22 protein-coding genes are annotated in these 25594 nt (G+C 44.1%); 4 read left to right on the plus strand and 18 right to left on the minus strand.

The window, feature by feature from the left end:
* Positions 1-17: 17 nt before the first annotated feature.
* Positions 18-479: a hypothetical protein gene (locus ACQEXP_RS07960; RefSeq protein WP_426969281.1), complete on the minus strand. Its 462-nt coding sequence runs from the start codon at positions 477-479 to the stop codon at positions 18-20.
* 256 nt (positions 480-735) lie between these two features.
* On the opposite strand from ACQEXP_RS07960, the gene ACQEXP_RS07965 reads away from it, so the two are divergent.
* Positions 736-1230 (plus strand): peptidylprolyl isomerase, encoded by a 495-nt coding sequence (locus ACQEXP_RS07965; protein WP_426969283.1) that lies wholly within the window; start codon positions 736-738, stop codon positions 1228-1230.
* A gap of 319 nt (positions 1231-1549) precedes the next feature.
* On the opposite strand, the gene ACQEXP_RS07970 is transcribed toward ACQEXP_RS07965, so the two are convergent.
* The 11 genes from ACQEXP_RS07970 to ACQEXP_RS08020 form a co-directional block, all read right to left on the minus strand.
* Positions 1550-1939 carry a carboxymuconolactone decarboxylase family protein gene (locus tag ACQEXP_RS07970; RefSeq protein WP_426969285.1) on the minus strand — a complete coding sequence of 130 codons (390 nt, stop codon included), beginning with the start codon at positions 1937-1939 and terminating at the stop codon, positions 1550-1552.
* 58 nt (positions 1940-1997) lie between these two features.
* Positions 1998-2354 (minus strand): MerR family transcriptional regulator, encoded by a 357-nt coding sequence (locus tag ACQEXP_RS07975; protein ID WP_269374892.1) that lies wholly within the window; start codon positions 2352-2354, stop codon positions 1998-2000.
* Between the two features lie 791 nt (positions 2355-3145).
* Positions 3146-3400 carry a hypothetical protein gene (locus ACQEXP_RS07980; protein ID WP_006880396.1) on the minus strand — a complete coding sequence of 85 codons (255 nt, stop codon included), beginning with the start codon at positions 3398-3400 and terminating at the stop codon, positions 3146-3148.
* Between the two features lie 5 nt (positions 3401-3405).
* A complete protein-coding gene (locus tag ACQEXP_RS07985; RefSeq protein ID WP_426969287.1) occupies positions 3406-4626 on the minus strand; it encodes an RHS repeat-associated core domain-containing protein in 1221 nt (406 codons plus the stop codon).
* A 391-nt stretch (positions 4627-5017) separates the two neighbouring features.
* Positions 5018-5749 (minus strand): hypothetical protein, encoded by a 732-nt coding sequence (locus ACQEXP_RS07990; RefSeq protein ID WP_426969289.1) that lies wholly within the window; start codon positions 5747-5749, stop codon positions 5018-5020.
* Positions 5746-5970 carry a hypothetical protein gene (locus ACQEXP_RS07995; protein ID WP_426969290.1) on the minus strand — a complete coding sequence of 75 codons (225 nt, stop codon included), beginning with the start codon at positions 5968-5970 and terminating at the stop codon, positions 5746-5748. The genes ACQEXP_RS07990 and ACQEXP_RS07995 overlap by 4 nt, the downstream gene beginning before the upstream one ends.
* Positions 5957-6685, minus strand: coding sequence for a hypothetical protein (locus tag ACQEXP_RS08000; protein WP_426969292.1), 729 nt, complete (start codon positions 6683-6685; stop codon positions 5957-5959). Before ACQEXP_RS08000 ends, ACQEXP_RS07995 begins: the two co-directional genes overlap by 14 nt.
* Positions 6682-9933: a T6SS effector BTH_I2691 family protein gene (locus ACQEXP_RS08005; protein ID WP_426969294.1), complete on the minus strand. Its 3252-nt coding sequence runs from the start codon at positions 9931-9933 to the stop codon at positions 6682-6684. Before ACQEXP_RS08005 ends, ACQEXP_RS08000 begins: the two co-directional genes overlap by 4 nt.
* 2 nt (positions 9934-9935) lie before the next feature.
* Complete coding sequence (locus ACQEXP_RS08010) at positions 9936-10778, minus strand: DUF4123 domain-containing protein (protein WP_426969296.1); 843 nt, start codon at positions 10776-10778, stop codon at positions 9936-9938.
* 159 nt (positions 10779-10937) lie between these two features.
* Positions 10938-11234, minus strand: coding sequence for a DUF6404 family protein (locus tag ACQEXP_RS08015; protein ID WP_426969482.1), 297 nt, complete (start codon positions 11232-11234; stop codon positions 10938-10940).
* A gap of 343 nt (positions 11235-11577) precedes the next feature.
* Positions 11578-12771 (minus strand): acetate/propionate family kinase, encoded by a 1194-nt coding sequence (locus ACQEXP_RS08020; RefSeq protein WP_426969299.1) that lies wholly within the window; start codon positions 12769-12771, stop codon positions 11578-11580.
* 344 nt (positions 12772-13115) lie between these two features.
* On the opposite strand from ACQEXP_RS08020, the gene cueR reads away from it, so the two are divergent.
* Complete coding sequence (gene cueR / locus ACQEXP_RS08025; protein ID WP_426969301.1) at positions 13116-13508, plus strand: Cu(I)-responsive transcriptional regulator; 393 nt, start codon at positions 13116-13118, stop codon at positions 13506-13508.
* A gap of 37 nt (positions 13509-13545) precedes the next feature.
* Here the strand turns inward: cueR and vctC are convergent, their stop codons facing one another.
* From vctC to ACQEXP_RS08050, 5 genes are all read right to left on the minus strand, one after another.
* Entirely contained in the window at positions 13546-14301 is a 756-nt protein-coding gene (gene vctC / locus ACQEXP_RS08030; RefSeq protein WP_269374898.1) for an iron chelate ABC transporter ATP-binding protein VctC, read from the minus strand.
* A gap of 9 nt (positions 14302-14310) precedes the next feature.
* A complete protein-coding gene (gene vctG, locus ACQEXP_RS08035) occupies positions 14311-15261 on the minus strand; it encodes an iron chelate uptake ABC transporter permease subunit VctG (RefSeq protein WP_426969303.1) in 951 nt (316 codons plus the stop codon).
* Complete coding sequence (gene vctD, locus ACQEXP_RS08040) at positions 15254-16189, minus strand: iron chelate uptake ABC transporter permease subunit VctD (protein WP_269374900.1); 936 nt, start codon at positions 16187-16189, stop codon at positions 15254-15256. Before vctD ends, vctG begins: the two co-directional genes overlap by 8 nt.
* A 71-nt stretch (positions 16190-16260) precedes the next feature.
* A complete protein-coding gene (locus ACQEXP_RS08045; RefSeq protein ID WP_426969305.1) occupies positions 16261-17172 on the minus strand; it encodes a siderophore ABC transporter substrate-binding protein in 912 nt (303 codons plus the stop codon).
* A 159-nt stretch (positions 17173-17331) separates the two neighbouring features.
* Positions 17332-18426 carry an HD-GYP domain-containing protein gene (locus ACQEXP_RS08050; protein ID WP_426969307.1) on the minus strand — a complete coding sequence of 365 codons (1095 nt, stop codon included), beginning with the start codon at positions 18424-18426 and terminating at the stop codon, positions 17332-17334.
* A 111-nt stretch (positions 18427-18537) separates the two neighbouring features.
* Here ACQEXP_RS08050 and ACQEXP_RS08055 point away from each other — a divergent pair, with 111 nt between their 5' ends.
* Together ACQEXP_RS08055 and ACQEXP_RS08060 are read left to right on the plus strand one after the other, a co-directional pair.
* Positions 18538-22494: a response regulator gene (locus tag ACQEXP_RS08055; RefSeq protein WP_426969309.1), complete on the plus strand. Its 3957-nt coding sequence runs from the start codon at positions 18538-18540 to the stop codon at positions 22492-22494.
* A gap of 81 nt (positions 22495-22575) precedes the next feature.
* Positions 22576-24312 (plus strand): methyl-accepting chemotaxis protein, encoded by a 1737-nt coding sequence (locus ACQEXP_RS08060; protein WP_269374904.1) that lies wholly within the window; start codon positions 22576-22578, stop codon positions 24310-24312.
* Positions 24313-24468: 156 nt separating this feature from the next.
* On the opposite strand, the gene ACQEXP_RS08065 is transcribed toward ACQEXP_RS08060, so the two are convergent.
* Positions 24469-25224, minus strand: a complete 756-nt coding sequence (locus ACQEXP_RS08065; RefSeq protein ID WP_426969484.1) for a hypothetical protein — start codon at positions 25222-25224, stop codon at positions 24469-24471.
* Between the last annotated feature and the right edge of the window lie 370 nt (positions 25225-25594).

Genomic DNA, 25594 nt, shown 5'->3' on the forward strand with positions numbered 1-25594 from the left:
TTACACACTTGCCATGCTTAGTTTATGCTTTCATATATCTCGTTGGCGATAAAGGGCTGTTTAATGACGTTTTGTAGAATATTTAGTTCTACGCGGTCAATACCTTTTGGGGGTTCTTGCTTGAACTCATGCAGACCAACATACTGATTAAAAAACAGTTGTATATCATCAGATTGCTTTGCCAAAGACATTTTAACCACCTTGACCTCTTCGCTAATACACAAATTGTAGGCATATTGCGCTAGGTAGCTAAGGACCTGTTTTTGGTCTTTTTCAGTTAGACTTCGTAACCATTGAGACTCAGGAAACGAATGTACCCCATTTTTGGCTCTCTCAAAACAGGCTTCTTTTTGGGCCATTAACTGACTATATGGCTGAGTGAGGCTTGGAGGCGAAGCCGTACAACCAACCAACAAAATAAAGGCAATGCTACAGAGCAGCTTCGCTGACACACTTCCAAAACTTTTGTTCTTCACCATAAGTAAGCAGCTCTTTAACGGAGCAGTAGTCTCTTAAAGACATATAAACTCCAAAATAACCATGTGAAGGCAGTTTAAATCAATACGCGGCGAAGCAATGAGAAACTTGGAACACATTGAATAAAAGTCACAAAGTCAGTCAAAAAATGGGGATGCTAAATTATCAACTTCATCGGATAACGGAACAAACACTTGTTATAACGCGCTACCACTACCTATAATTGCGGCCATCACTCCAATGAGATTGCCATATACAATGATTACGCTTCACACCAACTTTGGTGACATCCAAATCGAACTTAACAAAGACAAAGCTCCTGTCTCCTCACGTAACTTTAAAAAATACTGTGAAGATGGTTTCTACAACGGCACTATCTTTCACCGTGTGATTAAAGGCTTTATGATCCAAGGCGGTGGTCTAACGGAATTAATGGACGAAAAGGAAACTCGCGCTCCTATCACCAATGAGGCGAATCGCGGTCTAAAGAACCTCACCGGCACCATTGCAATGGCACGAACGGATGCTCCACACTCTGCAACCGCACAGTTCTTTATCAATCTTGATGACAATGATTTCCTAGATCACACAGCAAAAACCAACAACGGCTGGGGTTATGCTGTGTTTGGTAAAGTGATAATGGGTATGGATGTGGTATATAAGATTGCCGAACTACATACGCTATCAAGGATGGGGCATGATGATGTGCCAGCAGAGACGGTTATGATTGAACGGGTAACCATAGAAGAATAGCAAGACATTGGGAAACACTGTCGATGATCTCGTCCCTACAAATCATGAAATGATGTGTAAAAACAAAAATTTAGGTCTATTCTATCGCTTTAATTCTTATAAAGTGAAAGACAGTGTTGCCATGCGCGTGGTTAGCGATATTCTCCCAACGTATCGAAGAAGCGAGTTTCGGAAAAACTAGTATTAGCAATTCTTGAATAACTACAGGCATGGCAAAATAAGTTGAGCAGAGCTAGTGCGATGAGTAAAAAATCGCACTAGTAAAAAGGTTATGTTCATTTCAGATGCGGATTAAGTATCCTTTAGGTTAAATACAAAATTAGCAATTGTGATTTGCCATTCGTTCAGCGAGCACTTCTTTGAACGCAAACATCCCATTCAGCGCAGCAGGAAAGCCAGCGTAAACAGACATCTGAATGATCACTTCTTTGAGCTCTTCTTCATTGCACCCCACATTAAGCGCAGCATTCAGATGCACTTTAAGTTGTGGGGCACAGTTGCCTAATGCCGTTAACGCTGCCACCGTCGCAATTTCACGAGATTTCAAATCCAAGCCTTTGCGCGCATAGATATCACCGAAAGGATACTCAATAGTGTATTGCGCCAAGTCAGGACTGATATCTTGCAAGCTATCGATAACATTTTGCCCTGCTTCACCATCAATCTGCTCAAGTAGTTCTAATCCTTTTTTAAAGCGTGATGCTTCCATTGTATTACTCCTATGTGTTCAATAGGATCGAAGCATACAAGTTAGAGTTCACTCTAAGTCAACACACTTTTCCATCTTTATACAGAGTAATTTTGTCTTCCAATACCGAAAGGTGGGATTGTTGTTGCTCAATATGCACTTTTAAACTCTGTTGGTGCTGTTCTAGCAAGGCTTGACGCTCAAGTACCGTGCTACTGCCCAACTCTCTTAGCCGAGCGTATTTCAATATCTCTTCAAGTGGCATGGCCGTTTCTTTCAGGCGAATAACAAACTCAATCCATTTTACGTCTTTCTCGGTATACACTCGGTGGCCACTATTGTTGCGCTGAACATTTTTAAGCAAGCCGATTTTTTCATAATACCTAAGTGTATGATGCGACAAGCCGACCAAACTAGAGAACGCCTTCATGTTCATTTTTTTATTTCCTTAATGGCAGCTGGATTGTGCATTGAAGCCGAAATAATTTCGTCAAGAAGTGCCGCATGATACCAACTTTTCACACTTTGTTAAAAATGACCTGGGATTGGTTATATTTGCTCAAGATTCGTCCAATTCCGAGAGTGGTTTTCTGGCTAGTACATAATGGGACAATTCTGAACTAGCCTCACCAGGTAACACAAAGTTGGACATTTTCGTTTTAGCAATCGTGCTAATTTAACAAAGCACTAATTACTAAAAGTATGGCAAAAGTCGCTTATGGGAGTGTTCAGTATCACTGAAGCAGAACTGTGCGCATGAGGGTTATACCAACGCGCATCCATTTGTACGAAACCCGTGTGACTTTCTGTTAACTTACCAGTGTATTGGCATTAACCGTATCATTCTTTTTCCAGAACGCTTTGCCATTGTTCTTGCGATAGACCTCACCACATGGGGGGTAGCCTAAACGTATTGCTTCTTTGCCTTTAAAATCCACCACTCCAATCGCACTGCCTTGACGGTCAAAGTGGGTGTAAAGGTCACTGATGTTTGCGCCTTTATAACCATCGGCATCAAGGTACGGTGAGTTAGTTTGGTATAACGATTGGTGCAGTACCTGACCATAACCGTCTTGCTGTGGCAGCAGGGTTCACTAGATAGAAAAATGGACACACACCTCTTAATCGGTGTTTGTCTTATGAAGTATCTGGGGGTAGTGGTGGTGAATGACTTGGGTGGATATGACCTGATCCTCGTCGGAGGATCAGGTACAAGTCTAAATAACGTTACTTTCTTTTAACTTTCGAGCCGAATGTGCCTAGCCAAGAAAACAGAACAAAAATAGCAATTTCTTTAATTAACTTTGAGTAGAACGCATATGATTCTTCCCCTAAGATTAATTCTTTGCCTTTACTATTAACTGCTGACCCTGAGCTAATAATATCTATAATCTCCAAGGCAACAGGGATAGCCAAGACCATCATTAAAAGTTTGAAACCAAGTAAGTACTTTTTTTCCATGTATACGACTAGTAGTTTCATTACCTTTATTCCTTATCTTCTTGCTTGAAAACGTCACCTACTTCATTTTCGACATACTCTGAAATACCGTCTGTAACATTATTATCAGGTATCACCTTTGCACCCTTTAAAATAGTAAATGCAGGAACTGTAGCCTTTTTACCCGCCACATATGAAAGAGCTTCATCCGTTGCAGCATCAACAGGATCATCATCCATAAAAATAGACACTACTGTCGCGACACTAGCCAGCAGTGATGTTGGTGCTGATATCCATAGCTGACCTGTAAGTGTCCCACCGATAGAAGCGGTGATCATGTTATCTCTAAAGGCTTCCACATCCGTTTGTGAGTATGGCTCTACACCTGCATTAGTCGCAGCAGAGTAAGCATCTTCACCATTCTGCTTCACCGTACCATCAGAGAATGTTTCTACTAATGTACCGCCAGCATTATAGGAGTTAGTGGCTTCAATTCCGTAGAACTCTGGTAAGCACAGTCCCCATGGATCCACCCAAGTCAACGGATTGCCACTCACATACCCAAATGCCAGTTGTTGATTTGGGTCGCGCAGCAGTTGATTGGCATTGAGCCCCGTAAACCGCATCAACTCATGCTGAATCTCTGCTGGCAAATAAGTGTTCTTGAGGTTCCAGTAGTCTGGCTGCACAAATCGGCTGGAGTGTGGGTTGTACCAACGGGCATCTAAATGCACCAAACCCGTATTACCATCCGTGTAACCACCAGTGTACTGGTATGGCATCAACTGACTAAGTTGCTTGTTGGCGTTGACGCCTGCGTTAATCTTCCACTGCGTTTTGTCGTTGTGCTTACGATACACTTGACCAAATGGGCTGTAACCTAAGCGCATCGTTTGTGTGCCAGTGTTATCCAACACCTGCATCGCACTGCCCAAACGGTCATGATGCACGTATAGGTTAGCTATATCGGCCCCTTTTGTCCCGCTGGCTTTCACAAGCTGTGACTTGCTGTCAGAAAGACTTTGATGCAGCACTTGAGCATGCGGCAAGTTCGCTTGTGGGAGCAACGTGAGCGAGCGGAATACCTCAAAGCCATGGCCTGCTTGTTGCCACTGGCCTTGCTCTTGGCGACCATCATAATGACTGTAGAGGGTAATGATGCCTGATTGTGTGACACTGCTGGTGCTGCTTTGTCCCTTGCCTTTGCCCCTGCCGTTATTACCCTTGTTACCGTTAGAGGTGGTATCTGGCTCAGCGTCAAAGCTCATGGTGCGCTCGGTCATCACGCGTCTAGAACGAGCGTCATAGCCATGCGTTCAAGGTGAGACCAATCTGCGCACGCATTCCAGATAAGATTTTCTAAGGAAAAACGACGTTCAGCATTTTAAGGAGATCATCCCGCTAAAACGTTTTGGGGCACAAACGTTTTAGAGTCGTAGCTCAAAGGCGCTCTTGTTGAAGTGCGGCAACAATATGGCTTCAAACGATAGCAACGCTCGCTTCCTTGAGAGAGGTTTCACTACCTTCAACACCAAAGTAAAACGATCAGCACTATATACCTCAATCAAGTTGACCCCTTTTGTTGTTCGTAACACCGCTTGGTTGTGACAACGGTTCCGTCAAGGCATTTACAAACGCTGCAACGGACTCACTATTGGACTACTCCGTAGCACTCCCTTCATCTCGCTGATAAACAGGGTGTTTATATTGGTCATTAAGTCTTTTGATTTTGACGATCTCTATATTGGGAAAAGTCTTTTTCAAGTAAGTAAGTAACTCTTCTTTTTGCGCAGGGAATATAAAAATATCACCGGAGTAAGCAAGAGTTCCTATATCTGGGGTTGTAAATGAAACGACCCCATCGTTTATTAGATTAAAAGCGACGCTACGTTCGTCCATGAGAAGATAAGATTTAATTACCTCTGGCTGAAAATTGGTCATCCCAAATGACATCAACGCAAATGCCCCCGCTCCAACTAAGGCTAACGGGCCAAGTAACAAAACCGCAATAACACACACCGCAATCCCTACCCAAGCAAAGCCGCGCACAATTTTATACGCCACCTCTGGGATCATATCTTGCTCTGTATAATGAATCCCCAATGAGGTTAAGTGATAACAGTAGTGCTTATCTGGGGAAAAAAGGTATCTTGAGACCAATACCATCATCGTCATGAAAAGAAATAGCCCCCAAAAAGCGGGAGTATCTGCAGTAAGCTCATCAATAACATACCAAAGAAATAGTAAAAAAAGAGCGCCAAATACGACAGACCAAACCCAATCCAATAGATTATTGTACTTAAATCCTGCTCCCTTATACTCCCAAGAATAGGCTACCTCAGCGTTATAAAGTTGTTCTTTATGGGACTCAATGCCTTGTTTACTATTCATTCGTCGATTCTCACTTCAATCACTCGTGTACCAAACTCTCTCGGTACTGGCTCCACCGTTAGGCCACCTTGGTGATTGCCCGTTGCCACATAGCCCAGTTGTTGATGCGTTGATGCTTGCCAGTTAAACGGCATACTGACCAATACCGTAATAGTGTCGTCCGGTGCAGCCACGCAAATCTGATGATTTTGTGAGAAAACGATAGCGTTACTCCGTAGCACTCCCTTCATCTCGCTGATAAACAGGGTGTTTATATTGGTCATTAAGTCTTTTGATTTTGACGATCTCTATATTGGGAAAAGTCTTTTTCAAGTAAGTAAGTAACTCTTCTTTTTGCGCAGGGAATATAAAAATATCACCGGAGTAAGCAAGAGTTCCTATATCTGGGGTTGTAAATGAAACGACCCCATCGTTTATTAGATTAAAAGCGACGCTACGTTCGTCCATGAGAAGATAAGATTTAATTACCTCTGGCTGAAAATTTGTCATTCCAAATGACATCAACGCAAATGCCCCAGCACCAACGAAGGCTAACGGCCCAAGTAAAAAAACCGCAATAACACACACCGCAATCCCCACCCAAGCAAAGCCGCGCACAATTTTATATGCCACCTCTGGGATCATATCTTGCTCTGTGTAATGAATACCCAGTGAAGTTAAGTGATAACAGCGATGTTTATCTGGGAAGAAAAGGTATCTCGATACAAAAATCATTATTAAACTAAATGACGAAAACAGCCAAAAACCGGGTTGGTAAATTGCATCATCGTCTACGACTAATAAGAACAACGGAAATAGTGAACCAACCAATATCGCCACTCCCCAGCGCCATAGATAATCGTATTTTCCTCCCCATCCTTTGTGTTCCCAAGAATACGCTATCTCAGCGTTATAAAGTTGCTCTTTAAGGGACTCGATGTCTTGTTTTCTATTCATTCGTCAATTCTCACTTCAATCACTCGTGTACCAAACTCTCTCGGTACTGGCTCCACCGTTAGGTCGCCTTGATGATTACCCGTTGCCACATAGCCCAGTTGTTGATGCGTTGATGCTTGCCAGTTAAACGGCATACTGACCAATACCGTAATGGTGTCGTCCGTAGTGCCGCCGGTAGTCAGTCGATAAATAGGATTTCCTTCCTCGTTATCTAAATGCCAAGTACCCAATTGCTCATTAAGGAGTTGAGCGGGTATCTCCTCACTGGTGCCATAGCTATAAACTTGTTTGGGCTTACGAGTTATTTGTAAGCCAATCCGTTGGCCTTTGGTAAATGCAGGCAAGGTCAACTCCAATTGCCATTGGTTAGTGCCAGAGTCCATCCATTGGGACGGGTTGCGGTTAGGTACTGAGATAAGTTGAACTTGAGGTTTATGAATAATCTGCTCTAAGAGCGTTAACTCCTCGATAGGCTTCCAACGCTTCGATTGTTTGCCCCATGTGGAGTGAAGCAGCCATTTCTCTAGTTCTGAGCGTTTAAACACATTAATGATGATGTCAGCAATCAGATATGCAATACCAACCACCATCAACGTGCTCAGCATCCAAGAGGCGATAATAGATCCAATACTAAAAGCACCTATTCGACTCAATGTACTAGTTATAAACTGTGCTCCAAATACCACGACTTGAGCCAAGGTTGATACCCCTTTTAACCCATAGCCCACTCGTTCCATTGGCGCATGACTTGAATCAGTGAATTTATCGTAGCTTTCCCATGTTTCGAAACCTGTGGCAATCAAACCAAACAAAGATACGGCTGCCGTGGTTTTAGCAAAGGTTTTGAGTGTTGCCGCTTTGGAAGAATCGACTCTCGAAATAGCTCGACTTAAACTTGTTTCAAGCAATTTTTCATCTTTAACGATCTTATCCCAAGCCGCATCTCGCCATACAGCAGTAACGGTAGAGACCGCATAACCTGTTGCATAGGTCGCTTCCCTAATCGCTGGATTAATCCATAAATCACTACTTGACTGTTGCTGAGCTTTGCTCCGAATATCACGCAACACCAGCGCGCTATTCCAAAGGTTAAGGATGGCGACTAAGCCCCCTATTTTACCCAATTTGCCCCACGATGCTTGAGTGAATTGCTTACCTTGCTGCCAACTGCGCTCTATCGCATCGTTGAGTATTTGCTTGGCGGTATTATTGACCGCTTCATGCTTAAGCATCACCATCATTGGCAACTCACTGCTCAACAGTTTCTGCATTTTCTGCTGAGCAAGGCGCATGGTTTGTATCTCATGGTTCTTTGGCGTTACGCTCCCTGATGGAAGCTGACTGATACGACGAATCGTGGTCATTTCTGCGTTTAACTTGCGCTGCCATGCTTTAAACTGTGCGGGATAGTCAGGATTATGAACCACGATAGCTTCTGGGTTCACGATGGCCTCTAAGATAACCAGCCGTAAGTTACTGACTAAACCTTCCGGTGTTGCGGTGGTATCTATCTGGCTTGGCAGCAAAAAGTTAGTGACGGCGCGCCAACTCTCTTTAGCTTGCCCTAATACCGCGTTTTGCAGTGCCGTAAAACTTAACTGAACGGGTTCGGTTAACGCTTTAAACCACACTTTATCTTGCATACGTAGGTCACTACTAAACGCCCCCCAGTTCGCAATCGCACTAGAAAGGGCCACCATATCGCTAGCGCTCTCGATGGAAAGTAGACTAGGATTAAGTTCATTTACGTAAGCGTTCAGTGCTTGCCAGTTTTCTAACTTAAAGCCAAGTGAGGCTAAGGCGAAAAGGTTTTTTGGGGAATCCCACGCGAGCATTTGCTTCAACTGTTCGTGCGCTTGTTCGGTATTCAGCGCTTGTTTCACCACCGCTAAGTACTGGCTGGTTAAGCTAAGTAGATAAGTCAGGTGAATCTCGTCTTGATTATCGAGACCAAAAACCAGTGGGTCCGTCCCCAATTGATTAAACACCGACATAAAGTCTTGATAAAGCACATCAATACGCTCATCCAGACCTTTCACCTGAGTGTAGTACTGAGTGAGGAAAGCATCGAGTTCACTCCAGTTGACTTCGTCACTAAACACCGTATTGCGTTGCCAACTTTCTCGTTGCGCGTCAGTCGGAGTGAAGCGATACGTCTGTTTTAGCTTAGCAAGCTTCTCAAGCGCTTGTTCTTGAAGTTGAGTCAACGGGGCGTTGCCCACATTCGGGTTAGCTTCAAGGGCTGTACGTTCTTTATCTGCAAGAGATTGAATGGCGACATATTCGGTAAGTTGACGTTCAAACTCCATCACCTTAATTGGGTCATCTTTAACCTGCACCGGTAATTCATCATGTTCTACTCTGATCCGCCCCAGTGTTCGAGTCAGTTCGGCCATTTGCAGTTTGTAAAGGTTGTCTTCCTCTTGGAAAACGTTGTTGCGCGCCGCGACTTCCGCAGCAAGAGGTAAGAACAAGTCGCTCACATCCGCTAGAGGGTCATCGAGGGCAATGAACATCCCGCAATCTTGAGCGGGCAAATCCGCTCGGTAATCCAAATCCCAACACCCTGCCTTATCTGCCACATGTTTAAAGTCATCAATATCACCATCCATTGGCGTTAATGGTGTACAGGTCGTGTCAAACACGCCTGTTGGTGCGCCCTCAGTCCCCACATCAGCGACATACTTGCCAAGCTGAGACGAAAGGCCCGCATGGGGGTGACTCTGTGTTGAATGGAACTGTTGCAAATTTACCTTACGCATCCATAACGAACGATCAGATAGGTTAGAACGCATATGCTCACACAGTCGCCATGTCCAGCGTTGATGGGCAAATGTCATATAGAGTGTATTTTTAGCAGGATAGACCAAGCAACTTCTTGTTTCGCCTTCGCTGCCACGCTCATTCGCGGGTTTATCCGCTTCATCGTTTGACCCGTCAATTTTGGTAAACTCATACCCTTTCACCTGATACTCATCAAAAGTCTTATCTGTCTCGTCATAGACATACAACCATCCGTCACGTAGCTGCCTCAAGGTATACTGACGTTGCTTTAGGGCAAATCGACCTTGCCACTGGGTATCGGTGGTAGGCAGTGGGTGAAGTGGTTGGCCTTGTTCATTGATATCATCCAAGGCGTAACGTACAGGGATAATTCCCACATCATTACGTCGAAAAGGGCATAGGCCAACCCCACTTTTTGCATTGTGGGTGGACGCGCATTTAGCGGCTTTATTGGGGGTACTCATACTTAGTTCTCCCTAGATTGGTTAGCAATTTGCTCGGCTAAATACGCCGCTTGTGCAATGCGTTGTGATGGCGTGTGTGATGACGGTTGTTCGATAAGTTGAGAGAGGCTTGGGTAGGTATTGTTAAGCAACGCCTGTTCGCCAACATACCCAAGAATATTGAAGTAATAGAGTAAGTCTTGCTCTGTCTCGAAGCCTTTAGCATAAGCGGTATCCATATGGGTACAAACCCAGCCCCTTAAATCGTGAGCCTGGTGGTCGTACTTTGCATACCAGCGTTTCATGTGAGCAATCAATGTATTGGGCAGTGAATTTTGCCATGGGATGAGCGAGATTCTTCGCCACTGTTCGTCTGTAAGTTTCAGCGTTTGATGGGGTATTTCAGGAGGTATCACGAAAGGATTATCAAGTGTTTGCCACTCTCCCATGTGATGTAGCCAGACTCGGTTCATCGGCTGCCATAACATGGCACATTGCGTATCTAATAAAACATAAGCGGCATTACTATCCGCAAAGCGCACAAAGCCCTTATTGCCGTTAGGCATTTCAATCAGAATCAGTCGCCTTAGAGAATTGGCCGCGTCCCTCAACGATAAGTCTGAGCAGAAAAAGTACCCCCATTGACACTGGTTGAGTTCAAAGAACCAGTGTTGAACCTCTGGGGTCGCTTTCACTAGCCTCGGTGAGACACTCAATAACGAATCATAAGGGGGATACAAAAATATCGGCTCTTGTTCTATTACCCCAGATAGCTGATAAAGCTGCCTTTCTAGATCAGGAATGCGAGCGCCTTCCACCAAAAGGAATAGTTGCCCTGATTTTGACAATTCAAATAATGGCTTCATAGCGTATTACTCTGGTCTGACGTAGATAAGTATCTTCTGTGTGAAACCGAGAATAACGACCGCTCAATAAGCAAGCAATGGCACAGTGAAAAATTACTAATTTTCTGACTTAAAAAGAAAAACTAGGCAAAAAATGTCGAAGTAAGATCACGTTTGTCTCTATCTATGAAAGCGAGAGAAGACTAGAGCCGTTCTTGAACCATTTCCAACGTCACTTTCAAAGAATGCGACACAAAGTATGACGTTTGCATAGAAGCTTTGGTAGCAAGTCGGCGGAAAACACAGTCCAAGTTTACGTAACAACTTTACAAGTGGCGGATTGTAGTTCGGCTTCCAAACACCTTTGTCACTTAATTCTTTATGCGCAAGTTGTAGCTTCGTTTCATAATCTATGACCCAAAATCCTTGTATTCGATGTCTCCCGCGGAGAAACCTAACGCTTATTAGACGAAAAATTGTCGTCTATCATCCTTCGATGATCCAGTCTTTATCAAATTAACTCACTTGATAATCAATACGTTATGCCACATGAAGGAAAGTTAGACTGCAAAATGTCGCATAAAAACGGGAACGCTAAGTTCTCAACTCAAGTGGATAAGTTTGAGTAAGTCAAACTCAGATTAAAAGATATGAATGAGTAAAAGATCTAACTGTAGTGGTCAACTAAAAGGGGCTGCAGACGCCAATAGAGAGAGTAATAGGTGTACCGTCATGCGCTACTTAGCGATGGTCTATCCAACATATAAGTACAAAAAAGCGAGCACTAGGCTCGCTTTTAACTATCTTTTTTGGTTTTAAATTACAGCAGTTCAACCGACTGCTGAGCAATCACAAATTCTTCGTTGGTTGGGATGACCATCGCCACTGCGTTTAGCATTTCTGACTTAGCAATAATGCCTGCTGCACCAAAGCGTGCGTCTTCGTTACCCTTCTCGTCTTCGATAAAACCAAGTAGGTTTAGGTTTTTCAAAATCTCACGGCGAATAGGAAGAGAGTTCTCACCAATGCCACCAGTAAAGATAATTGCATCTAAGTGGTTAAGCGGGATCAAGTATGAACCAATGTATTTCGCTACGCGGTAAGTAAATACTTCAAACGCTAACTTGGCACCTTCGTGACCATTTTCCATTGCTTCCAAAATGCCACGTGCATCGGATGTTAGACCAGAGACACCTAGGAAACCTGATTTTTTGTTCAGAGTTTCGAATACTTTCTCTTGGCTCCAGCCCTTCTTCATTAGGAACTCAATGATACCTGGGTCAAGGTCACCTGAACGCGTGCCCATCATTAGGCCTGCTAGCGGTGTAAAGCCCATTGATGTATCCACTGATTGACCATTTTCAATCGCACAGACAGACGCGCCATTACCTAAGTGAACAGAGATAAAGCTTGCTTGTTCCACTGGTTTGTTAAGCATCTTAGCTGCTTCGCGGCTAACGAAGTAATGGCTCGTACCGTGGAATCCGTAACGACGGATACCGTACTCTTTGTACAGTTCGTTTGAGATTGCGCCAGTGAACGCTTTCTGTGGCATTGTTTGGTGGAAAGCCGTATCAAACACAGCAAACTGTGGCAAGCTTGGGAAAGCTTTCATCGATGCTTCGATTCCAAGTGCGCCAGCAGGGTTGTGGAGCGGAGCTAGGTCTGACAGGCTTTCAATTTCTGCTAGAACTTCGTCATCAATACGTACTGTCGAAGTGAATTTTTCGCCGCCGTGCACAATGCGGTGGCCAACGGCCACTAAGTCATTGCTGAAGCCTAATGTATCTATTAGAGCAACGATACGGTTAATCGCGTGTTGGTGGTGGTTGTCCGGTGCATCAATGGCTTCTTCGGTTTTTTCGCCATTGTACTTCCAGCTGATTACAGCTTCCGGCAAGCCAAAGCACTCGCCCAGACCGCTAACAATTGCTTCACCCGACAGAGAGTCGATAACGGCAAATTTTAATGAAGAGCTACCTGAGTTAATGACCAGCACAAATGTGTTCGACATGGATATGTTCCTGTTTCAGACTGATTGATGAAGCGTCACACTTCTATAGTTTTGTGGATTCTATTATTCAATATTTTTTGAATGTTTCAACTTTATTTATACTTCTTCAACAAAACAAACAAACTTTTGTTGATCTATCGCAAATGGCTATTTAATTTGAACTCAAAAATTAATGTGTTTTTTGTCAGTTTGGGATAATTATTCGTCATCCAGCTCTGTTTCACGGTATCGATTGCCACGTATATCTCAGGCTACTTGTCGCTGTTGGCTAGCCTTTGACGAACAAACATAGTAAAACAGTGTCAAAGTAGAATTAGCCGTGCCTAACTCACTAAGGAAACACAATGAATATTGGTGCCGTATCAAAGCTAACTGGACTATCAACCAAATCAATTCGTCTCTATGAAGATAAAGAGCTCATCACCGCTCCCCACAGAAGCGAATCTGGGTATCGTGAGTATTCAGATCAGCATGTTCAGGAGCTCAATCTGATTTCTAGAGCGAAGAACGCTGGATTTTCTTTGATTGAATGTAAGGAATTGGTTCAGTTAGCGCACAACTCCAACCGCAAAAGCAGCGAAGTAAAGGCAAAAGCGAAAGAAAAACTGCACGAAGTGGAAATCAAGATTCGTGAACTCCAAGAGATCGAACGTCAGCTTAAAAAGTGGGTGTCTGCATGTCCAGGCGACTCAGGCAGTAGCTGCCCTATTATCGAAGATCTCACCAAAGCTGAATAAACCTCGTAACACGAGGCTTATTCAACATTGATTAAGCTTAATAGTAGGTACACATCCGTTTGCCACCAACTTCAACGATGTTAAACGGTGTTTCGTAGATACTTTCTAAGATCTCAGCCTGAATCACTTGCTCCACACTCCCCTGAGCGACAATTCGCCCTTTCTTGAGTGCGATGATGATGTCTGAGTAGCAAGCGGCAAAGTTAATATCATGAATCACAACAACTACCGCCTTGTTCATTTCATGAGCCAGTCGTCTGATGTTTTTCATGATTTGTAATGAATGCTTGATGTCCAAATTGTTGAGTGGTTCATCCAAGAATACATAGTCTGTATCCTGTGCCATGACCATAGCAATAAATGACAATTGCCGTTGCCCACCACTCAGTTCATCCAGATACTTATGCTGAATGTCGCTTAAGTCGAGATACTCGATCGCTTTGTCGATAATCGATGCGTCATCCTGATTAAGTTTACCTTGGGTGTAAGGGAAACGACCAAATGAGACCATTTCTCTTACGGTAAAGCGCATGGTTATGTTATTCGACTGGCGCAGCACTGCTAGCCTCTTTGCAAGCTCCCGACTGTCCCACTCGCTGAGTTCTCGACAATCAATCATGACATGCCCCTGATCTTTCGGCACTAAACGACTCGCCATAGACAGCAAGGTGCTTTTCCCTGCACCGTTGGGACCAATGATTGATGTGACTTGCCCTTTCTCAAAGTCAGCACTGGCGCTTTCAACGACGGTGAATTGGCCAAACATTTTGGTAAGACTTTTCAATGAAATCATAGGGAAGACCTAAACAATCTTGTTGCGCAGCAACATGGTTAAAAAATAAATACCGCCAACAAAGTTGATCACAACGCTAATCGTGGTTGAGAAATCAAATAGGTTCTCAACAATCCACTGACCACCAAGTAGTAGAGCGATAGATAGCAAAGACACGCCACAAATGAGTATCTTGTGCTGGTAGGAAGAAAACAGTTCTCTTGCTAAGTTGGTCACCAATAGACCAAAGAACATAATAGGGCCAATCAACGCCGTCGATATCGCTATCAACGCCGCACTTAAAACGAGAACTTGCATAGTGACTCGCTTAACATCGACACCAAGGCTAGTGGCGTTATCTTTATCAAGCCAAAACACATCTAAGACACGATTAAGCCGATAAAGCGTAATACTGATCACCGAAAGCAGTGGCAAGCAGTAGTACACCAATTCAACTTTAATGTTGTTGAAGCTGGCGAACATGTTAGCTTGCACACTGGCAAAGTCATTCGGGTCCATAAGCATGGTAAAGAATGAAGAAATGCTGCTAAACAATTGACCAAGTATCACGCCAAGTAGCAGAAGCACCATTAGATTGTGGCTCTTGCCCTTAAAATAGAACGTAAATAAGAGCAAAGAAAAGCCCATCATCACTAATACCGACAGGCTAAAGTTGATGTATGCGTTAAGAGCAATGCTGCTCATGCCACCAAATATCACAACCACCAATACCTGAGTAAACATATATAGGGAATCAAATCCCATAATACTTGGTGTCAAAATACGGTTGTGAGTGATGGTTTGAAAAACCAATGCCGATTGACCAATTGCTATCCCCGCCGCCACCATTGCCAGCACTTTAGGAATTCGACGAGACAAAAAGTATTGATAGTTATCACTGGTAAGCCCAATGCTAATAAACATCGTACACAGCAAGATGCATATAAACGCAACAGCGATTAACTTATGGCTATCACGCATTTTTTTGCCCCTTAAGAATAAAGTAAATAAACACTGAGCCACCAAGAATGCTGATGATGGTCGAAATCGGGATTTCATAAGGGAAAATGATCAACCGCCCTGCTAAATCGCAACAAAGGACGATTAATGCGCCAAGCAACGCTGTAATTGGAATATTCTTACGTAGGTTATCGCCACAGAATTGGCTCACCAAGTTTGGCACAATCAGGCCCAAGAATGGCAACATACCGACGATCATCACAACCGTTGCCGACATGACCGAAACAAGTAGAACGCCTAAAACCAGCACTTGCTGATAATTGAGGCCTAAATTGGTCGCAAAATCTTTACCAAGTCCAACCGCGGAGATTCGTGCCGCATATAGATAGCTGAAAATAGCCACAGGTATGGCGATATAAAGGAGCTCAAAGTCACCTTGGAGCAGATTGGCAAAATTGGCGATAGTCCAGCTAGAAAGGTTTTGTAAGGCGTCGTATTTGTAGGCGATAAACGTTGCCAATGAATCAATCACGTTACCAAAAATGATCCCTATTAACGGGACAAATATGGCGTTCTTAAATTGCACTCGATTAATAAACTGAACAAACAACAAGGTTCCTGCCATCGAAACAGCAAAAATCAGCCATAACTGTTGCCCGTTACCAAATAAAACCAGACTCAACACGTAGCCGAGCATTGCACACTCAACCGTTCCCGACGTTGAAGGTGAAGCAAATCTATTTTGGCTAATTTGCTGCATGATCAATCCAGCAATACTCAGCCCTGCACCAGCAAGCAATACCGCCATCAAACGGGGAATACGGCTTGTCATTAACAATTGCCAGCTTTGACTATCTCCAGCAAACAACAAAGAAGGGGTCAGTTTCCCAACCCCAACAAATAGTGACGCGATACCTAAAACAATCAGTATCAGCAATATCTTTTTCACTTTTGGCCTCATCAGCACAAAACCTCAGGCGGCAACGCCCGAGGCTGATTAATATTTATAGTTTTTGGTGATTAGTTTGCTGCTGATACAGACATGACGTCAGCGATCATTTGCTCAGTTGCACGGATACCCGCAACAGATAAATACCACGCATTAATGTCTAAGTAAGCCAACCGTTTTTGCTGGTAAGCTTGTGTTGATTTCACGAGATCATTTTCAAAATCTCGTTGAACAGTACTGCCCTTGCCTTTGTTGATCAGTAGATCTTTATCAACCACTAACAATGTGGAGGGATTCTTTTGGCTGATAAATTCGTAAGACACTAAGTCTCCATGGCGGCTTTCTTTGATTCCTTCAACGGTCTCTTTGAATCCGAAGTCACTGTAGATAGCCGAGAATCGAGACTGAGAACCAAAGGTTGTAATATTGCCACCAGCACTCATCACCGTTAGCGCGTCTAGTTGTTTGCTTTGGTTAGCCGCACGAATGTTGTTGATCTGCTGTTCAACTTGTTCAATTTTGCTCTCAATAATCTCTTGTTTATCAAAAACTTTTGCTAGATTACGCCACTGCTGTTTGGTACTCGCCCAGTACCCCTGCTTTGAATCGATATCGTAGACAATAGTCGGCGCAATTTCTGATAGCTCTTTGTACTTTGGTGCTGCACGTGAGCCCACAATAATGAGGTCAGGCTTCTGGGTATAAATCACTTCAAAGTTTGGCTCATGAAGACTGCCCGCCGACACAAATTGATAGTCTCGATATTCCGCAAGGTAATCAGGGAACATACTGACCGTAGACAGTGCCACAGGTTCAACGCCCAGTGCTTTGACTGTATCAAGGGCTCCAAGACCGATCACCACCACTCGCTCAGGATTAGATTCGAGCTTGGTTGTACCTTGAGCGTGTTCTACCTCGACCATTTTCGCACTGGCACCAAATACAGTTAGGCTGGCTAGCAGCGCAACGGCAGACAATTTCATTGTTAGACTCCATAATTACAAATGCAATGCATTATCATTTAGATTTGTAACCATGTACCGCTGATTTACGTTTTTTACATTTATCAAAGAATTGTAAGCTGACAGGAAAGTCAGGCTGATTGGTAAAATATCCAACTCATCCTGTTGATTAAAGAACGGTTACTCATCGCCAAATTCTTGGGCGATTTTTATAAATCGATCTTCTTGCTCTATAAAGGCGTCAATCACCTGAGGATCAAAATGGCTCCCGACCCCTTGCATGATGATATTTTTGGCATCTTGATGAGTCATTGGCTCTTTATATACACGACGACATCTCAACGCATCATAGACATCTGCTAACGCCATCAAACGAGCGCTGAGTGGAATTTGTTCACCACTATAGCGATTTGGGTACCCTGAACCATCCCACTTTTCGTGATGACCATAGGCGATCTCTTTGGCTACCGTGATCAAATCATTTCGGGCACCTGACAACTGCTCTGCCTTCTCCAAAGCTATCAATCCGAGTGTCGTATGCCCTTTCATGATTTCAAACTCTTCATCGGTCAATTTTCCCGGCTTGAGTAAAATCGAATCGACAATTCCGACCTTTCCAATATCGTGAAGTGGCGCTGCCTTGAAATAGGTATCAATCATCTTGGGTGTCAGCCATTCACTGTACTGAGATTTCTCGGCGAGCTTTTCTGCTAGGAGTTTTACGTAGTGCTGGGTACGCAAAATATGATTGCCTGTTTCAGGATCTCGAGTTTCAGCGAGGCTTGCGAGAGCAAAAACGACCGCATCCTGCATTCTGTCAAGTTCATAGGAGCGCTTGAGGACTTCTTTCTCTAGGTAACCATTTTGGTCGAGGAGAATATCTTTTGAGCGCTTATTTTGCAGATGAGTTCTAACCCGTGAGCGCAATAATGGTATGCTGACGGGCTTATGAATATAGTCAGCCGCCCCTAGTTCAAATCCTAGTTTTTCATCTTCAGGAGAGCTTTTTCCTGTAAGAAATATCACTGGAATATGACGAGTGTTGTGATTACTGGTGACCGCTCGGATAACGTCATATCCAGTAATGTCTGGCATAACAATATCGAGTAAAATCAGATCGATATCGAAATTCTCAACGATATTGAGCGCCATCTCTCCACTCTTGGCCGCTTTTACATGGTAACTCCCTTTCAAACCTTGAGCCATAAACGCTAGGTTGTCAGCACAGTCATCTACGATCAGCACTGTACAGTCACTCAGGTTTTCAACGGCCATACGAAATTTCCCAAAACATTTTATAGACTAGAATAACAATAGGTAAGCTTATCAATAACTATAGACAAGTCGTTGTTACTTGCACTGCTATCTACTCAGGGAAGGAAATCAATGCGTTCAATTCGCACACTATTTATGCTGCTCTTCCTAATAATGGGCGCCTGCGCTGTGACCATGTCTGTGGTTACGGATAAAGTTTCAGAACTGCGTTTACAAAGTCACACTTATCTAAATGACTTGCACCGCTTCTACCGACTTTCACAAGAACTCAAACAAAGCTCAGATCACCTTACAAAATTTGCCAGAGCGTATGTAGTGACAGGTGATGAGTATTGGGAAGAACTGTTTAATCGAGTCCTTGCCGTACGCAACGGCGAAGTGGCGCTGCCGACAGGCAATGAATATGAATACTGGGATTTGGTAGCAAATTCAACCGAACAGCGCCCTTCTACCAGTAGTGGGCAAGGTACTCCACTGCTCACCAGATTGAGAGATTCTGGTATCAGCGAGGCTGAATTTCTTGAACTCAAAAGCGCTCTCTTGCTGTCAGATGGCTTAGTCAATCTTGAGCGTGAAGCGTTTCTTGCGGTTAAAGGGATAAAACTACTCGAACAAGGACAAGAGATAGACACCGGTGAACCCGATCTTCAATACGCACAGTCACTGCTATACAGCAAAAAATACTTCGCCGAAAAGGCGAAAATCATGCGAGCCGTCGGTTCTGCGCACCAAGCGATCGTTTATCGAATTGAAAATAGCATCACTAACTTCGACCGAAAAGCGCTCGAATACCGGAGTATTTATCTCACATTAATGACCATATTGCTGGCTTCGATCGCGCTTTCATTCGCTTTGCTGTGGCATCTCTACATTAGCCCTGTCAGTCGGTTATTAAAAACGGTGGTTCATCAAGTCAAAGAGAAGAACTATGCCTTTACTATTACTCAAAAAGCCTATGCGGAACTGCAACACTTCATCGATAGTCTGAACGTTGTTTTTCATCATATAACAGAGCAACTCAATCAAAATACGCTATTCAAAGACTTCAATATTGTTCTAAGAACCAGTCAATCAACGCTCGACCTATGCCAAGAAGTGACCCAGTTTCTTCTGCATCAATTTCCAATTCAACAAATCGGTCTCTCCTTGTATCGAGATAATCAATTAGTTCGAGTGGCAGGTGCTGGCTACGATGGAACACAAGCGAGCCATATTTCAGACACCAGTTCTACGGAGTTAAGCGTTCTTCTTTCCGGTAAGCCCTACAGCATGACATCACTGGCGGGCAAATACACCATGCCAGTCAGCGGTGGTAGTCTAGAGCTCAATGAACTCTACTACTTCCCTCTTTGCGTTAACGAACAACCTGTCGCCTTACTCGAAGTCGGTACCATCAATGAATTAAATGAAATCCAGTATCAGTGGCTGACTCAAATGCTCGATGATTTGGCCGTCAGCATCCAACTGAGCCAAAACATCGAGCTACAGAGAAAAGCCGAACAAAAAGTACTGGAACAATCTCAGCTCAACCAAGAGATCTTAAATGCGACCCCCAACCCGATGTACTGCCTGTCCCCACAAGGCAAATACCTGACCGTCAACGCCAAGTTCAGCGAGTTATGTGGCCTGCCCATGCAAGATATTGTTGGCAAAACACCCTTAGAAGTATTTAGTCAGCAAGAGGCCTCGCGGTGTTTTAACGATACTCATCAGGAGTTAATACTTCAGCAAGGAAGTAAAACCTACGAGTTATCTCTACTCGACCAACACCAGCAGGAACGCGACATGCTCGTGTGCGAAGCGTCGTTCAGTAATAGCCAAGGCAAGGTGTCCGGAATTGTTGGCATCTTACTTGATCTGACTGAGCGTAAGCAGATGGAAACCGAACTCCGTGACGCGAAAGAGACTGCCGATGCGATGAGCCGTGCGAAAGGTGAGTTTTTAGCGAATATGAGCCACGAGATACGTACACCAATGAACGGTATTTTGGGTATGGTTCACCTTGCACTGAATACTGAACTCGATCCCGCTCAGCAGAAATATTTAACTCGCATCAATGAATCTGCGAAAAACCTGCTTGGCATAATCAATGACATCCTCGACTTCTCGAAAATCGAAGTGGGTAAATTGAACATAGAGACCATCGACTTTAGTTTGGACGAGGTATTTGAAAACCTGATCAATGTTATATCGTTTAAAGCACAAGAGAAAAAAATCGAATTTCTACTCGATATTGACCCGCAAGTTCCCGTTGGTTTGATTGGCGACCCACTCCGAATCGGGCAAGTACTGGTAAACCTGTGTGGCAACGCCGTTAAATTTACCGAACAAGGCGAAGTGGTCGTATCGGTACGTCCTGAATTAGTCACCGAACGCGAGGTGGTTCTTCATTTTGCGGTCAAGGATACTGGCATTGGCATCGACAAAGATAAAATTAGCCACCTATTTGATGCATTTTCTCAGGCGGATAGCAGCATCACTCGACAGTTTGGCGGGACAGGGCTGGGACTCAGTATCAGCAAGCAACTGGTTGAGTTGATGGGTGGACAATTGAGTGTCAGCAGTACTCCAAGTGTTGGCTCAACGTTCGCTTTTACCATCACATGTGGTCTGCAAGAGGCCAAAATGCGTGATATATCCAAACCTATCGCCGGACTGGCTGGTAAGCGAGCCTTGGTGGTTGATGATAACGACTCCGCCCGAAATATTTTGGTCACCTTGCTAAGTGCGATGCACTTTGAAGCCAAAGCGGTAAGTAACGGTTTTGAAGCGCTTGATGAAATGCGACAGAGCCAATTTGACCTCCTATTCGTTGACTGGAACATGCCTGGTTTAAATGGCGTTGAACTACTACAAACTGCGCAAAAAGAGCGGCTACTCGAACGTTCAAAACGTTTCCTCGTCACCGCTTACGGTCGTGAAATTTCGTTAGACCAAACCACATCAAAACTGATTGATTCTCTGATTGTAAAACCCGTCAATCCTTCCAACCTTCTCGACGCAATCATGAATAGTTTTGGCATTGAACAAGCCACTCGCAACCATCATGCTAATCAACTCGAAAAGCCCGTGTTTGATGGACAAACCGTGCTATTAGTTGAGGATAACGAGGTCAATCAAGAAGTGGCTTTAGGTCTACTCAACGGCACTAATCTCAGTGTGGTGACTGCTGAAAATGGCCAACAAGCGATCGACATTCTTGAACAAAAAGCGGTGGACTTGGTTCTTATGGACATGCAGATGCCTGTCTTAGATGGTGTCTCTGCCACTGAACAGATCAGACGCAATCCAAAATGGCAAAATCTCCCCATTATCGCCATGACCGCCAATGCCATGCAGAGCGATGTTAAACGCTGCATAGATGCAGGCATGAACTCTCATCTCGCCAAACCTATCAATGTGCACAACCTTTATCAAACTCTGGTTCAATATCTGTCATCACAACAACCAAACGATGAATTGCTGCAAGAAGAAAAACCCGTCTCTCCCGCCATTGATTCAGAACTGCCGATCCTATCGGGCATCAACGTTGAGCAAGCCATCTATGATATTGGCGGTGATAAAGAGAGTTATTTGACCATTTTAGGTCGATTCTTAGAGATGCAAAGCACAGAGTTATCTATCTTTAAAGAAGTCATTGATAAAGAAGATTGGGACATGGCGGCTCGAATGGCCCACTCACTAAAAGGGTCTTCGGCTAACTTAGGAATTAAACTTGTCTCGCAACTTGCGGCTAAAATGGAACGTAGCATCCGAGAACAAGATAGGTCTGCGCTGGGTGAGCTGGAAGTTTGCGCAGAGATGATTAAAAAGCTGCACGCTGAATTGGCACAGTGGCACGAAAATCGACAACCAAGCGAGGTGAAAACAGGGGCCGATCCAGTCGAACTCTACCAACGTTTGGTCAGCTTAGTGGAAGCGTATGATGTTGAGGCGCTGACCATAGTTCAAGATGCCCAGCAATTCGGGATTTGGACCGAAGAACAGAAGCTTCAATTCATTGATGCTATTGAAGGATTTGAATTTGAATTGGCCAAACAGTTGCTTGACCAGTTCCCTAAACCATAACAAATAATAACAGGTAGAGAGCAGTTACCTTAAGTTATAAAACAGCGTCAGTTGATTCATAGTAAAAAAGGGATCAACACAATGAACATTAACAATACAATGAAGCTGGTGTTTGGGGTCATCGCCTTAGGCATTATCATCAGTGTCGTCACTGTTTTGCAGCTTAACGGCCTATTGCAGAAAGTGGATGATATGGCACAAGTTCGTTATCACTCCTATCAAGCTGCCGATGAGTTACGTCAAAGCTCTGATGACTTAACTCGTTTAGGCCGCACCTATGTCCTAACTGCTGATGATACCTACGAAAAAATGTACATGGACATTCTGGCTATCCGCAACGGCCAAAAACCACGCCCAGAAAATTATCACACCATCTATTGGGATTTAGTGTTGAGCTATGGTCAGAAACCAAAACCAGACGGCCAGAGAATTTCTCTGCAACAGATGATGGAAAACCTAGGCTTCACCCAATCTGAATTCAAGCTGTTAAAACAAGCGCAGCAAAACTCAGATGCTCTGGTCAACATGGAAGTCAAAGCAATGAACGCGGTTAAAGGGCTATATCCGGATAGCTCAGGCAACTATACCAAAAAGGGAGAACCCGACTTAGCAATGGCCGCAGCACTTTTGCATAGTAAGGAATATCATCAAGAGAAAGCCAAGATCATGGCACCTATCGATACGTTCTTTCAAGAGCTCGAAGCTCGAACCAATCGACAGTTTGATATGGCAGCCCAAGAGGTTCAAACCACCGTTTTGATCGGTAATATTTCATTAATCGCTGTATTTGTTATCGCAATTGTTGGCTATGTATTGGTCAATCGCCGCGTGGTAAAACCGATCGACCAAATGGCGACCTTATTGCAACAAGTCGATACCAATTCTGATCTCACCCTTCGTGTCGATGATAAGAGCAATAACGAACTCGGCATCATTGGTAACACAATCAACAAAGTCCTAGTGAGCTACGCGAAAACCATCAGCAAAATCAATCAAGTTAACGCCACTATTTCAACCATTTCGCAGTCCATTCAATCTATCACTCAACGCAACATAGATATGGCAGGCCAACAGAACCAAGAAATGGAGATGGCGGCGACAGCTATGGAAGAGATGACCACGGCATTATCCAATGTTGCCGAGAGCACCAATATGGCCGAACAGTATGCAGGGAGCGCGGAAAAAGAAGCATCGACGAGTAAAGAAGTGTTTGATAAGACATCCAATGAGTTCACTCAGTTAGAGGGAGAATTCACGAATACCTCACATATCATTCAACAACTTGCCGAAGAATCAAATAATGTCGGAAATGTTCTGGACGTGATTAAGGCGATAGCCGAGCAGACAAACCTTCTTGCACTCAATGCGGCAATCGAGGCGGCGCGCGCCGGTGAACAAGGACGAGGCTTTGCAGTGGTTGCCGATGAAGTTCGCTCCCTAGCCCAGCGGACCCAAGACTCGACGGGAGAGATCGAAAGCATCATCTCAACGCTACAAGAAAAAGCCAAAGAGTCTACCGTCACAATTCACAGCAGTGCTGACAAAATGCAGTCAACACGTTCAAACATGAGCGTTGCCAATGAAGCCCTCAGCACTATTCAAGGCTCGGCGGCGGAAATACACAAGCTCAATACCTCCATTGCCGCTGCCACTGAGGAACAACTCGCCGTCAGCGGTGAAATATCCGGTAATTTGGCGAACATCAAAAACCTTTCGTCTGATATGAGCGAGGCCATCAATCAGCTTCAACCGATTGTTGTCGACTTGCAGCAAAACGTCGAGGATCTCAACCAAGTGATAGCCCATATTCGCACTTGATTACTCAACGATTTCAATTTTCAAAGGGCCCAGATGGGCCCTCTGCTAGTAGCACTCGCGTTCAAGCGTTAAACACCATTTATCTTCATTTGATGTCACGCATTAAGTCTCTGCGAGAGTTATAACTGCAATAAAATAGGAAACTGGATAAAAGGCTTAGAAGTAAACCTTGTAGAAAGCCCAAGCAACGGTATCGTCAATATCGATGTTTACTTTTGATGATTCCATGCTGCCATAGGTGTTTTCCAGCTTAAACTGTCCCCAGCGCTTACCATCCGCAGACAAAGGCGTACCTACCGTCAGTGACGTTTTTAGTGTCGAAGTTTCAATACTGCCATCCATATATGTGTATTCTGGCGAGAACATTAGGTAAGTACCATCAGCGCCAGGCTTCCATGAAAAATAGGCAGCCGCCATACCGCCAACGATATCTTGGTCAGTCTCGCCCATTGCCTTAGTGAATCCTTCATCGTATTGGCCCGCTAACACTCCTACGCGACCAAACATAACAAAATTTTCCACCCCAGGATTGATCATCGAAATCGCCCCTACTGCAGCCGTCGTAAAGTTTGTGTTGTCGATAATGTCTAGTGACGCTGCGGCTTTTGGTGCAATGCGATTGCCCGTATTAAACACATGGTAGTATTGGGCGCGGCTATCTTTGTACTTGCCGTCGTTGTCCAACGTCCCCTCAAGCGTTCCCATTGCCATTTGACCGTTATCTAAGCCAAATCCTAATGAGGCGGAGACCTTAACATCACCTTGGTTATTCATACCTACGTAACCAGAAGTGTTCACAGAGGTGAGATCGGAAGGATCCACTTTATCCGTTGTGGTGTCTTGAGCCCACGCCAAGTTAGCGCCAGAAGCAAGCAAAGCGGTGGCAATTAGTGTTTTAGTAAAAAGTTTCATCATAGTTCTCCTGTATCGAATCTGCGGAGAACTATAAAGTTTTCACCATCCTGCAAATAGGTCATTACACGCCAACTATTGGGTCATTTTGCGCCACATCATTTCCAATTAGGCACATGCTCAGCACCGAGCATTCTCGCCATTGAAAATAACAACAGCGCTAACCAAATTCGTTGGTAGACGTCGAACACGTATAAGGATGGCATCCTCTTTGTTAATTCACGCGAGAGATAGCTGGATGAAAACATGGCGCAAAGTGACCTAAAACTATCCCGGCAAATCTCCTATTATCTTCACCAGAACGCAACGGATGGTTTGATAACAAGTGAGTTCACCAAACCACTTTGTTGCTTAATTAGGATTTTATCGA

Source organism: Vibrio sp. TRT 1302, from assembly GCF_050113875.1.
In the GTDB taxonomy this organism is placed as follows: domain Bacteria; phylum Pseudomonadota; class Gammaproteobacteria; order Enterobacterales; family Vibrionaceae; genus Vibrio.